10 protein-coding genes are annotated in these 12,137 nt (G+C 62.0%); 6 read left to right on the forward strand and 4 right to left on the reverse strand.

The features are described 5' to 3' along the window. Positions 1–4: 4 nt before the first annotated feature. Entirely contained in the window at positions 5–1,207 is a 1,203-nt protein-coding gene (locus SRB521_RS11690) for an MFS transporter (protein WP_116721884.1), read from the forward strand. Between the two features lie 76 nt (positions 1,208–1,283). Here SRB521_RS11690 and SRB521_RS11695 read toward each other — a convergent pair whose 3' ends face one another. The 4 genes from SRB521_RS11695 to SRB521_RS11710 are packed head-to-tail and all read right to left on the reverse strand — an operon-like array spanning position 1,284 to position 7,421. Continuing rightward, a complete protein-coding gene (locus tag SRB521_RS11695) occupies positions 1,284–3,686 on the reverse strand; it encodes an S-layer homology domain-containing protein (protein ID WP_116721885.1) in 2,403 nt (800 codons plus the stop codon). Positions 3,687–3,720: 34 nt separating this feature from the next. Continuing rightward, positions 3,721–5,016, reverse strand: coding sequence for an ABC transporter permease (locus tag SRB521_RS11700; RefSeq protein WP_116721886.1), 1,296 nt, complete (start codon positions 5,014–5,016; stop codon positions 3,721–3,723). Continuing rightward, positions 5,013–5,708, reverse strand: coding sequence for an ABC transporter ATP-binding protein (locus SRB521_RS11705; protein WP_058117192.1), 696 nt, complete (start codon positions 5,706–5,708; stop codon positions 5,013–5,015). Before SRB521_RS11705 ends, SRB521_RS11700 begins: the two co-directional genes overlap by 4 nt. Positions 5,709–5,717: 9 nt before the next feature. Continuing rightward, a complete protein-coding gene (locus SRB521_RS11710; protein ID WP_116721887.1) occupies positions 5,718–7,421 on the reverse strand; it encodes an RND family efflux transporter in 1,704 nt (567 codons plus the stop codon). A 285-nt stretch (positions 7,422–7,706) separates the two neighbouring features. Here SRB521_RS11710 and SRB521_RS11715 point away from each other — a divergent pair, with 285 nt between their 5' ends. The 5 genes from SRB521_RS11715 (at position 7,707) to SRB521_RS11735 (ending at position 11,862) form a co-directional block, all read left to right on the forward strand. Beyond that, complete coding sequence (locus tag SRB521_RS11715) at positions 7,707–8,150, forward strand: RrF2 family transcriptional regulator (protein WP_058117190.1); 444 nt, start codon at positions 7,707–7,709, stop codon at positions 8,148–8,150. A gap of 143 nt (positions 8,151–8,293) precedes the next feature. Continuing rightward, the gene (gene nifS, locus SRB521_RS11720) at positions 8,294–9,484 is read left to right on the forward strand and encodes a cysteine desulfurase NifS (RefSeq protein ID WP_116721888.1); all 1,191 of its coding nucleotides are present in this window, start codon (positions 8,294–8,296) and stop codon (positions 9,482–9,484) included. Between the two features lie 21 nt (positions 9,485–9,505). Next, on the forward strand, positions 9,506–9,937 hold the full coding sequence (nifU, locus tag SRB521_RS11725) for a Fe-S cluster assembly scaffold protein NifU (protein ID WP_058117188.1): 432 nt from the start codon (positions 9,506–9,508) through the stop codon (positions 9,935–9,937). A 157-nt stretch (positions 9,938–10,094) separates the two neighbouring features. Further along, entirely contained in the window at positions 10,095–11,099 is a 1,005-nt protein-coding gene (locus SRB521_RS11730; protein ID WP_075703432.1) for a methionine ABC transporter ATP-binding protein, read from the forward strand. Then, on the forward strand, positions 11,092–11,862 hold the full coding sequence (locus SRB521_RS11735; RefSeq protein WP_075703431.1) for a methionine ABC transporter permease: 771 nt from the start codon (positions 11,092–11,094) through the stop codon (positions 11,860–11,862). Before SRB521_RS11730 ends, SRB521_RS11735 begins: the two co-directional genes overlap by 8 nt. The last annotated feature ends 275 nt before the right edge of the window (positions 11,863–12,137 follow it).

Below are 12,137 nucleotides of genomic sequence, written 5' to 3' on the forward strand. Positions count from 1 at the left end.
GCCTATGTCCTCCGCCCTGCCCGACGCCCGCCGCCTGGACTACCACTATATCGCCATGCAGACGGGCTTCTGGGCCATGTTTGCCGCCGTCTGCGCCTATCAGGCCGCGCTGCTCACGGCGCGGGGATTCACCAACGGCGAGGCGGGAATGCTCATCGCCGTGCGGTGTCTGGCCGGCATCGTGTGCCAGCCGGCGCTGGGAAGCTTTGCCGACAGGCATCCCGGCATCCCGCTACGGCGCATCGTCAGCCTGTCCCTGGTCCTCAGTCTGGCGGCCAGTCTGGTGTTCCTGCTCTTCCCCATGGGCATGGCGGGCACCATCGCCGTCCTGGTGGTCATGGGTGGCTTTGAGATCTCCTCCTATCCCCTGATGGACGCCATGGCCATCCAGTTCATCAGCTTGGGCGTCCCGATCCGGTACAGTCTGGGCCGGGGCATCGGCTCCTTTTCCTATGCGGTGGTCTGCATTTTCCTGGGGCTCCAGGTCACCCGCTTCGGGGTGGAGTCCACCCTTATCACCCACGCCCTGCTGGTAGCCCTGGAGATCGCCCTGGTCGCCACCTATCCCTTCTGCCCCGCGGGACCCAAGGTTGCCCATGAGGCGCGGAAGCCCCACTCCGTGTTCTGGCTGCTGCGGCAGAATCCCGCCTTCACCGTCATGCTGCTGGCCATCCTTCTGGGCATCACCGGCTGCCTACCCATGTCCAACTTCCTGGTCAACGTGGTGGTGAGCCGCGGGGGCACGGAGGGAAGTCTGGGCGCCGCGCTCTTTCTTATGGCAGCCTTCGAGCTGCCCACCGCCTTTCTTTTTCAGCGCCTCTATCGGAGGCTGGGCGGCGGTCGTCTCCTGCTGGTGAGCATTCTCTTCTGCTTTGGAAAGGCCCTGGCCCTCTTCCTCGCCCCCGACCTCTTCTGGGTGTTTCTCGCCCAGCCCCTTCAAATGCTGGGCTATGGTCTCTTCACCCCCACCTCGGTCTACTATGTCAATGAGTCCGTCCCCGAGGAGGACCGGATAAAGGGGCAGACGGTGATGATGGTGGCCTCCAACGGCCTGGGCGGCGTCCTCGGAAGTCTCCTGGCCGGGAGGGCCCTGGACCTGGGCGGCGCCAACCTGATGCTGGCGTTCTGTATGGTCTGCTGTGTCCTGGCCGCAGGGCTGGCCCTGGCCTCTCTCCGCATGAGCCGGGGAACGGCGCCGGTCCGCTGAAGCCGGCACCAGACGTAAAAAGCCGCCCCCGGAGCCTGCGTCGGCTCCGGGGGTGGCTTTTTCCACTTTTCGGGGATCAGCCCGCCACGACCAGGCGGACCTTGCCGCCTTCGTCGGGGGATTTGTCATAGTAAACGGTCAGTGTGCCGGAATAGGCCCGGGCCAGGTTGAGGGCATTCTTATAGTCCTCGTCCGAGGCCTTCTCCCCCACGGCAAACCATGTCTCGGTGGCCTTATTGTAGCACTGGACATTGTCGGCGATGGGCAGGACCATGCTGGGCAGCGTCAGGGTCATCTCGTCCATATCAAAGGCGTCGCTGCGGACGTTGTCCACGGATTTCAGCTCCACGGCGGTCCCCAGCGTCCGGGTCCCATCCTTCCGCTTGGGCCCTTCCACGACCCCATAGGGCTTTCCGTCCCGGTAGTTCGTGTAGGTGAGCAGACCGGCGGCGGGGCTCGGGTTCTCCGCATTTTCGATCCCCACATGGGTGGTGGTGCTCCAGCCCGTGACCGTATCGGGATTCTCCAGATCGCCGTAGATGGGCTTCCTGGTGGTCTCGACCTTGAGCATACCATAGGTGTAGCAGTCTCCGGTGGCGTCATTGAGCACCACGATGTCGGCGTTGCCCGCGTAGTCCGTGTGGACATAGGTGATCTGTCCGGCGGGGACGGTGGCGCGGGTGATGTCCTCCAGTTCGATCTCCACCAGGGGGCTGGCGTTCACCTGCTCGTAAAGCTTTACGTTATCGGAGAGCTTTACCGAACCCATGGTCCGTTTCTGCACATCCAGGGCGGATTTGGAGCCGCCTCCGGTGAGCTTGGTGAGGCTCAGGCGCCCCTTCTGCGTGGAGGAAACGCTGACCAGTTGTCCCAGCATATCGTCCGCCCGCGTCCCGGTGTAGGCGGTGCCGCCCGTCAGGGTGAGGGGCTTGCCGTTCTCATCCAGAAGATTGAGAGTGGTGATGGTGGCGTTGCCGGAGGAGTCGATGCTCTCCACTGTGCCCACGGTGGTGGACTTGGCCGCGGAAGTCTCCACCGCACCGGCCACCATGCCGTTGTAGGCCAGCAGAAGGGTGAGCTTATCCCCGGGCTCAAAGGAGCGCAGGTCGGATGCCGCGCCGGGCAGCACGGTGAAATCATGCCCCATTACCGTAATGGTGGCCGGCGTATCCCGGTTGGGGTAGACGTTCTCATAGATACCGGTGATGCGCAGGTCGGAGACGTACATCACGTTGTTGGCCGCGTCGAAGGTCGTCACGTCGTACTGGCGGATATCCTCCGTGGTGGCCGGGATCCCGTTTTTATAGACGGCATAGGACTCGTTTCCGGAATAGTTGGGCTTATTCTTCACCACCGTGGTGGAGTTGTCCGTCCTTCCGGCCGCGGTGCGCACAAAGATATATTCCAGCTCTCCTGCGGCGGAGTACTGCAACACCGCCTGGGTCCCGGCGGCCAGGCCGCTGAGGTACACCTTGTCGTACGTGGTAGCCTTGCCGTCCTGCCACACCTCGGTCTTTTCCGGCTCATCGATGTCCACGGTGCCCCCGCCGGAGACCTTCATGCTGTCGTAGGCCATGGAGAGGATGCCCACCACCTGCTGGGTGCCGTTTTCGGAGGGCTGGACGGCCACGATCTTCTCGTCCTTATCCAGCATCAGCTTGGCCCGGCGGCCCACCAGGTCGTCGGAGAAGGGGGCGTGGTCGGTCTTATACACCTTATCCTCGGACACCTTCACACCGGCGGCGCCGTCGGGAGCGATCGCCGCCACATCAAAGACGATGGTCTCATCGGTGATGGTGCACGCCAGATTGGTGAGGTATTCCTTATCGCTGCCCTTGGTATCGATGAACAGCAGATTTTCCATCAGGAGGGCGGTCTGGCCCCGGGTGATGGTATCCCCGGCCGCCAGCCTCACCCCGTCGGAGAGCGCCAGCTCATCGGCCTTGGCCAGATAGCCGCTGGGCCACACCATTCCCACATCGCTGTCCCCATAGCCCAGGATGCGCACCAGAATGGTGACGGCCTCCGCATAGGTGATGGCCCGGTCCGGATTGAAATTGCCGTAGGCGTCTCCCCGGATGATGCCCGGAGTGGTGGAGGCGTTCTCCCCGGAGCCGCTGGTGGTGCTCTGGGTGGCCACGGCGATATAACCCCTGGCCCAGTGGGTGGCCGGGACGTCCTTGAAGATGGTGCGGTTCATCTGGGCCGGCACCTGGTCGCCGTTGCCCATGAGCTCCACCGCCATCTTGCAGAATTCCGCCCGGGTGAGGGTGCGCTCCGGCGTAAAGGCGGTGCCGCCGGTACCGTTGACGATACCCAGGAGCCGCAGGGTCTCAGCGGCCCCCGCCACCTCGGGGTCGGCGATGTCGGTAAAGGCGGTGGAAACTGTGGACGCGGTGTCTGCCGCTGTGGGCAGGACCAGCATACCGCACAGGACGGCGCAGGTGAGCAGCAGCGACAAAACTCGTTTTGTTCTCATATCTTTTCTCTCCTTGCAGTGTGGAGTTGCACCCTTATTCCGCCCGCAGGGCCACCACGGGCTGAAGGCCGCTGGCCTTGATGGCGGGGTACATGCCGAAGATGATGCCCAGCGCCACGGAAATGGCCGCAGCGGCCACGGTGATGGCCGCGCTGGGGATGAGTATGGTGCCGAAGGACAGCTTTCCCACGATCAGCGTGCCGATATAGCCCACGCCGATGCCGAAGATGCCGCCGATGCCGCAGATCATAGCGGCCTCAATGAGAAACTGGACCACGATGCTCTTCCGCTCGGCGCCGATGGCCTTGCGGATACCGATCTCTCTGGTCCGCTCGGTGACGGTGACCAGCATGATATTCATGATGCCGATGCCGCCCACCAGCAGGGAGATGGCCGCGATGCCGCCCAGGAACCGCTGCTGCATGGCGTTGGCCTCGTTGGATTCGTTCTGCCAGGTATCCTCGGAGTAGATGCTGTAGCTCCCGGAGTTTGTGTTGATGATTCCGGAGAGGAAGCCGTTGAGGCTGGTGGTGACCTCCTTGATGGCGTCGGAGTTCTTGACCTTGACCACATACTCCTCGATGGGCTGGTTGTCGTTGAAGAGCCGGGTCATGGTGCTGGGCAGGAGGATCATGCGGTCCAGCCGCTTGATGGACTCGCTCATCCACTGCGCTTCCTCAGAGGTGCCCAGGTCCGCGCCGGAGCCCTTGCTCTTATAGACGCCCACCACCCGGAAGGGGGTGCCGTTGATAGAGATGGTCTTGTCCACGGGGTCGGCAAAGGAGAACAGATACTCCGCCGTGGCCGCGCCCAAGACACAGACCTGATTGGAATTCTCCACATCCAGATAGGACAGATCCCGCCCTTTTGAGATCACATAATCGTTGCAGAGACCGAACTTGTCATTGCCCAGATAGATCTGGGGATAGTCACTGCTGCTGTCGTAGCTGACCATCACGCCTCCGCCGCCGTAGGATCGATTGGAGTTCCGGCTGAGGGTCTTGGACTCATACTTGATGGTGGGACTGGACCAGATATATCCGTTGGGGGAAACACCCACCACGCCGTCGAGCTGGAGGCAGTAGTCGTAGAGCGCCTGCCCCACATCCACGCTGCTGGAATTGCCCCAGGTATAGGCGGAGACGTTGATTTTGTTGCTGCCCATACTCTCATAGTAGGCCTTCATGGCCATATTCTGGCCCTGCGCGTAGGATACCAGGATGATCACGGCGGCCAGGCCGATGATGATGCCCAGCATGGTCAGGGCGGAGCGGCCTTTGTTGGACGATATGGATTTGGCCGCCATCTTGATGGCTTGGGTCAGGTTCACAGGCCCACCTCCTCTCGTGTGCCGTCGCCCACAATGCGGCCGTCGGAGATGCGGACGATCCGCTCGGCGGTGGCGGCGATGCCGTTGTCGTGGGTGATGAGGATGACGGTGGTACCGTCCTCATGGAGATTGTGCAGGATCTCCAGCACGTGCCTGCCGGTCTTGGAGTCCAGGGCGCCGGTGGGCTCGTCGGCCATGATAATGGGGGGACGGGTGGCAATGGCCCGCGCGATGGCCACCCGCTGCTGCTGTCCGCCGGACATCTCTGCGGGCTTGTGCTGCCAGCGGTCCTCCATGGACACCTTTTCCAGCGCCTCCATCACCATGTCCTCCCGCTTGCCCAGAGGCACGCCCTGGTAGATGAGAGGGAGCTCCACGTTCTCATAGGCGCTCAGGGCCGGGATCAAATTGTATCCCTGGAAGATGAAGCCGATCTCCTTGTTCCGGATGTGGGCCAGCTCCCGGTCCGTCCGCTCGGTGATGTCGGTGCCGTCCAGCCAGTAGTCCCCATAGGTAGGGATGTCCAGACAGCCCAGGATGTTCATCAGCGTGGACTTGCCGGAGCCGGACTGGCCGATGATGGCCACGAACTCCCCCCGGTCGATGGTAAGCGTCACGCCGTCCAGGGCCCGGACCTCGCTCTCCTTGCCCTCATTATAAATCTTATACAGGTTTCTGATGTCTATGAGCATGGCGCTACCTCAGCCCCAGGCCTGTTCGACATAGTAGTTCACGAAGACCTCTTCGTCTCCCTGGAGACCTTCCTTGATCTCCACATTGTAGTTGTCGGAAAGGCCGGTGACCACGGGCACGGGGTAGTAGCCCTCCGCCTCGCTGGGATAGGTGGGCGTCTGCCCGGGCTCCGTGGCGGGGATGTCGATTTCCACAGCGTTGTCCGGGCGGGCGTCGGCATGGATGAACACTACGGAGGAGGTGTTGCCGTCGGTATCGCTAACGTACTTCACCGACTGCATGGGCACTACGATGCAGTCGTCGGACTGACTGGCCACAAAGGAGTAGTCCAGCCACATACCGGCCAGCAGGGTGCCGCCGAAGTTGTCCACCTCCAGGGTCACGGGATAGCTGGTCATGCCGTTGGAGCTGTTCTCCCCCACGCTCATGTTGATACTGGTGACCGTGCCCATAAAGCTGTTCCCGTTGTAGTCGGTGAGCTCCACCGCCATGCCGGGACTGACAAAGGAGATGTTCCGGTCGTCCACGGTGATCTCCACCACCATGGTGGTGGTATTGGAAATGGTGATGACGGTCTCTCCGCTCTTGACCTCCGCGCCCTCGGTGAGGGTGCAGGTAGTGACCATGCCGTCGATGGGCGCAGTGGCGTTGAAGTTGCTCAGTGCCTTCTGGGCCTCGGTGAGCTTCTCCATGGCGTCGTCGATCTCCTTCTGCTTGGCACGCATGTCGGAGTCGATGGTGTCGGAACCCATCACCAGCAGGACGTCCCCGGCGTTCACATTGGCGTACCGCAGCAGATTGTCGGTCAGCAGGGGGCCTTCGGACTCGGTAACGATCTTCCGCGTCTCATAGTACTCGGTCTCGCCGTTTGCATAGGGATAGATGGCGCTTCCGTCGGCGGCGGCGAGGGTGGCTGTGGCGGTCATCCCCTGGGTCAGGGTGCTGGGATTGTCAAATGCGATGACGACCTCAAAGTAGACCGAGCCCTCGGGAGATATGTAACTGACCTTGTTGATCTTCTCCACCGTGCCGTTGAAGCTGTCCATCACGGCGGGAATGGAGACGCTGACGCTCTGCCCCACCGCAATGTCGTTTTCATAGGCATAGCTGAAGTAGAGGGAGAGCTTGAGCTTTTTGTCGTTGACCAGTGTGGCCACCGCGGCGCCGTCCGCAACGTCGTCTCCCACCTGGAACTCGCTGATCTCCACCAGTTTGCCGGCAAAGGGGGCCCGGACGGTGAGGTTGTTGGCCTTCTTCACCAGATCGTTCATGTCCTTCTGGAGATTGTCCACCTTCTCCTGGGCGGCGGTGACCTCGTCCTCGGCGTCCTGGCTGCGGATGGTATAGAGAGGCTGCCCCGCGGTGACCGTATCGCCGGCGGTGACATAGACCTCCTGTACGGTGCCGCCCTGGGTCAGCGTGATGGCGGCGGATTCCTTGGCTTTGGCGTTGCCGCTGCCCTGTACGGTGCTCTGGATCGAGGAGATCTGGGCCACGGCAGTCTGGATCTGGCTCTCCACCTCCTCCTTCTTGGTGAGAAAACGGTACAGGAAAACCCCGCCCACCGCCAGCGCCGCCAAGACGACCAGGGTGATGATGGTATTTCGGACCCTTTTCCGGTTTCTCTTCTTCTGCCCGCTGGACTTCTTGGGTGTTTCGGGCGGCGCGGGGGTCTCTACGGACGTCGCCTTCTGCTCTGTCATTTCAGCCATGTTGTATTCCCTCCTGAATTGCTGCGCATACTGATGCTATTGTACCACGCTCCTCCGGAAGCGTAATTACAAAGCAATGACAATTTCTTAAGGTTCTCTTAAGAGTTCTGTATGACGTGTCATTCATTAGACGATGCTCGACCCCGAAAAGTTACAGCATACGAAAGAAAAATTTGTTTGCCGCCGCGCCGGGCGCAATTCTCCGCACACAGTCTTGAAAACATACTATTCCTGTGGTATTATAGGAACACAGTTTGGTATACTTTTAAGAATGAGGATGATTGCATGAAAATTTCCACCAAGGGCCGCTACGCCCTGCGCCTGATGCTGGACCTGGCCCTGGCCTCTCCCGGGGAGCCGGTCCCCCTTCGGGACGTGGCCCAGCGGCAGGAGATTTCCGATAAATACCTGGAGCAGATCGTCACCCCTCTCTCCCGCGCCGGCCTGGTGCGCAGCGTCCGGGGCGCCGGCGGCGGCTATCTGCTGACCCGCGCCCCGTCCGCGTACACCGTGGGGGAGATCCTGCGGCCTCTGGAGGGGAGCCTTGCACCGGTGAGCTGTGTGGACGGCAGCGAGTGCTGCGGCCGCGCCGCCCAATGCGTCACGCTGGAGGTCTGGCAGGAGATCCAAAAGGCGGTGTCCGGCGTAGTGGACCATATCACACTGGCGGATCTGGTGGAACGCCACCGCCAGAAATCCCTTCTTCTGATGGATCAGGCCCGGTCGTAATTCAGCCTGTCGGGGGGAGCGGCTGCTCCCCCCGTTTTTTTCCTCTTCACCTCTTGACAAGTTGTGGGGCATGGCTTATAATTTGTAATCATAGTAATTCTATATGAATTAAGTAATTTATGTTCCTGAAAGGAGCTGTCAGTATGTCCCGTTTTCTCTATGCCGATCACGCCGCTACCACCGCGCTCTCTCCCAGGGCGCTGGAGGCCATGACGCCCTATTTTCGGGACGCCTATGGGAACCCCTCCAGCCTCTATACATTCGGCCAGCAGGCCAAGTCCGATCTGGACGCCGCGCGGGCAGAGGTCGCCCGGTGCCTGAACGCAAAGCCCGAGGAGATCTTCTTCACCTCCGGCGGGACGGAGAGCGACAACTGGGCCCTCAAGGCCGTGGCCGAGCTCCGGGGCGGCAAGGGCAGGCACATCATCACCTCCGCCATTGAGCATCACGCCATCCTGCACACCCTGGAGCACCTGGAAAAGGCCTTGGGCTTTTCGGTCACCTACCTGCCGGTGGATTCCCTGGGCCGTGTGGACCCTCAGGCGGTAAAGGCGGCCATCCGCCCCGACACCATCCTCATCACCGTCATGGCCGCCAATAACGAGATCGGCACCATCGAGCCCATCGCCGAAATCGGCGCCATCGCCCGGGAGGCCGGTGTGCTCTTCCATACCGACGCCGTTCAGGCGGTCGGACACATTCCCGTGGACGTATCCGCCTGGAACTGTGATATGCTCTCCCTCTCCGGCCATAAATTCCACGGCCCCAGGGGCGTGGGCGCGCTGTATGTCCGCAGGGGCCTGCGCCTGCCGCCCCTCATCCACGGCGGCGGGCAGGAGAAGGGCCGCCGCTCCGGTACGGAAAATGTGGCCGGCGCCGTGGGCCTGGCCGCCGCGCTGAGAGAGGCGGTGGACGGGCTGGAGGCCCGCTCCGTCCTGCTCGCCGCCCGGCGGGACCGGCTGATCGAGGGCCTCACCCGGCTGCCCTGCTCCCGCCTCACCGGCGATCCGGTGCATCGCCTGCCCGGCACCGCGTCCTTTGTCTTTGAGGGCGTGGAAGGCGAGGCGCTCCTTCTCCATCTGGATGCCAAGGGCATCTGCGCCTCCTCCGGCTCAGCCTGTTCCTCCGCCTCCCTGGATCCCTCCCATGTCCTGCTGGCCATCGGCCTGCCCCATGAGGTGGCCCACGGCTCCCTGCGCCTCTCCCTGGGAGAGGAGAACACCGACGAGGACGTGGACTACCTCCTCCAGGCTGTCCCCGAGGTGGTGGAATACCTCCGGAATATGTCCCCCGTGTGGGACAAGGCCCAGCAGAAGCCCGTCTGGAACCTGTAAACGACGAAAGGAGAATTTCTTATGCTTTATACAGAAAAGGTCATGGACCACTTTGAACATCCCCGCAATGTGGGTGAGATCGAACATGCCGACGGGGTGGGTCAGGTGGGCAACCCCAAGTGCGGCGACATCATGAAGATGTATCTGAAGATCGATGACGGCGTCATTACTGACGTAAAGTTCAAGACCTTTGGCTGCGGCTCCGCCATCGCCACCTCCTCCATGGCCACCGAGCTCATCAAGGGCAAGCGGGTGGAGGAGGCCCTGGGCCTCACCAACGCCGCCGTGGCCGAGGCGCTGGGCGGCCTGCCCGCCTACAAGATGCACTGCTCCGTGCTGGCTGAGGAGGCCATCAAGGCGGCTCTGGCCGACTACTACCAAAAGCAGGGGCTGGAGGTGCCGGAGGCCTGTAAGCTGGCCTGTGAGGACGGCGAGGGCTGCTGTTGTCACTGAGACCCGCCCCCGCCCTTTTCTCCTTGACACTTTCCCCCGTATGACATACAATAATTTGTACGTGAATTTTCTTCTTTGCTGGTGTAAAATTCCCGCGGGGCGCGCTCTGCGCTCCGTTCCGGCACCTTTCAGAGAGAGAATAAGGGGGAACGGCCCTGTGATCGAACTCAAACACCTGTCCAAAACCTTCTCCACCGGCGAGGGTGAGTTTCACGCCCTGGAGGATGTGAGCCTCACCGTCCAGACCGGGGACATCTTCGGCATCGTGGGCATGAGCGGCGCCGGCAAATCCACGCTGGTCCGGTGCATCAACCTGCTGGAGAAGCCCACCTCCGGCCATGTGATCATCGACGGCCAGGACATGACCGCCCTGTCCGCCCGGGCGCTTCTGGAGATGCGCCGGTCCATCAGCATGATCTTCCAGCAGTTCAATCTGCTCATGCAGCGCACCTGCCTCAAAAACATCTGCTTCCCCATGGAGATCGCCGGTGTCCCCGCGGCCGAAGCCAAAAAGCGGGCGCTGGAACTCCTGGACGTGGTGGGACTTCCCGACAAGGCGGACGCCTATCCCGCCCAGCTCTCCGGCGGCCAGAAGCAACGCATTGCCATCGCCCGCGCCCTGGCCTCCGACCCCAAGGTCCTGCTGTGCGACGAGGCTACCTCCGCCCTAGACCCCACCACCACCCGCTCCATCCTGCGCCTCATCCAGGACATCAACAAGCGCCTGGGTATCACCGTCATCATCATCACCCACGAGATGGCCGTGGTGGAGGAGATCTGTACCCACGTGGCCATTTTGGACCACGGACATATGGTGGAGACCGGCACGGTGGAGGATATCTTCTCCAATCCCAAGACCGAGGCCGGGCGAAGGCTGGTCTATCCCGAAGGGGCCCACATCGATCAGTTTCCCGCGTCGGGCGTGGTCCGTGTGGCCTTCAACGGCGGCTCCTCCTACGAGCCGCTCATCGCCTCCCTGGCCATCGACTGCGGTGTGAAGGTGAATATTCTGGGAGCCGACACCCGCAACGTGGGCGGCAAGGCCTTCGGCACCATGCTGCTGGGCCTGCCCGCAGACAAGGGCGAGGCCGCCAGGGCCATGAGCTATCTCATGGCGCAGAAAGACGTGACCGTGGAGGAGGTGCCGGACTACCATGCATGAGCTGCTCAACAACCCCGAGGTCCAGCGCCTTCTGGCGCCGGACACCGGGCTGCTCTTCGCCGTCTGGGAGACCATGTATATGACGGTGGTCTCCACCCTGTTCGCCTATGTCATCGGCCTGCCGCTGGGTGTGCTGATGGTGGCCGGCGAGGAGGGCGGCGTCATGCCCCTGCCCCGCCCGGTGATGACCGTCCTCAATTTCATCATCAACATCCTGCGCTCGGTCCCCTTCCTCATCCTGATGGTCCTGGTCATTCCCCTGTCCCGGTTGATCATCGGTACCAGCATCGGCACCGTGGCCACCATCATCCCCCTCATCGTGGCCGCCTTCCCCTTCGTGGCCCGGCTGGTGGAGGCCTCCATCCGCGAGGTGGACAAGGGTGTGGTGGAGGCCGCCCAATCCATGGGCTGCTCCCCCTTCCAGATCATTTCCAAGGTGATGATCCCGGAGAGCCGTCCTTCCCTCATTTCCGGCTTTACCACCGCCTTCATCACCATCCTCAGTTACGGCGCCATGGCCGGTGCCATCGGCGGCGGTGGTCTGGGCTCCATGGCCCTCAACCTGGGCTACCAGCGGCGCATGTATATCGTTCTCTATGTGGCGGTCATCGTCCTGGTGGTGCTGGTGCAGATCTTCCAGTCCGTGGGCACCCGCATGGCGGTCCGTCTGGACAAGCGCATCACGCCCAAGGGGAAAAAGCGCGGACTCAAGGAGGCCGGGAAAAAGATCAAAAATGACCGGCACATCCCCGGCGCGATGTAAAGGAATTGGCGGGTCTGACAAAGTCCTCGCTTTGTCAAACCCGCCTTTTTGATTAAATGCACCATTGACAGAGCCGCTTCTCCGGGGTAAACTAAATGCAACCCGGAGACAATGGAATATCGCTGACAAAGGCAATGAAGAGAAGAGTACGTGCGGAGATACGTCACAGAGAGCCCCGGCTGGTGGGAAGGGGTATGGAAGGCCGCGCTGAACATGGTCTCGGAGCCGCGCACCGAGTGTACCGGCGTACATAAGGCTGCGACGGGGGCGCCCGT

The organism is Intestinimonas butyriciproducens (assembly GCF_004154955.1).
GTDB classification, from domain to species: domain Bacteria; phylum Bacillota; class Clostridia; order Oscillospirales; family Oscillospiraceae; genus Intestinimonas; species Intestinimonas butyriciproducens.

What these genes read in the sequence shown, in the direction of transcription:
- nifU (WP_058117188.1), top strand. Translation starts at nt 9,506, where the DNA reads ATGCTTTATACAGAAAAGGTCATGGACCACTTTGAACATCCCCGCAAT.
- SRB521_RS11695 (WP_116721885.1), bottom strand. Translation starts at nt 3,686, where the DNA reads ATGAGAACAAAACGAGTTTTGTCGCTGCTGCTCACCTGCGCCGTCCTG.
- SRB521_RS11690 (WP_116721884.1), top strand. Translation starts at nt 5, where the DNA reads ATGTCCTCCGCCCTGCCCGACGCCCGCCGCCTGGACTACCACTATATC.
- SRB521_RS11710 (WP_116721887.1), bottom strand. Translation starts at nt 7,421, where the DNA reads ATGGCTGAAATGACAGAGCAGAAGGCGACGTCCGTAGAGACCCCCGCG.
- SRB521_RS11715 (WP_058117190.1), top strand. Translation starts at nt 7,707, where the DNA reads ATGAAAATTTCCACCAAGGGCCGCTACGCCCTGCGCCTGATGCTGGAC.
- nifS (WP_116721888.1), top strand. Translation starts at nt 8,294, where the DNA reads ATGTCCCGTTTTCTCTATGCCGATCACGCCGCTACCACCGCGCTCTCT.
- SRB521_RS11735 (WP_075703431.1), top strand. Translation starts at nt 11,092, where the DNA reads ATGCATGAGCTGCTCAACAACCCCGAGGTCCAGCGCCTTCTGGCGCCG.
- SRB521_RS11705 (WP_058117192.1), bottom strand. Translation starts at nt 5,708, where the DNA reads ATGCTCATAGACATCAGAAACCTGTATAAGATTTATAATGAGGGCAAG.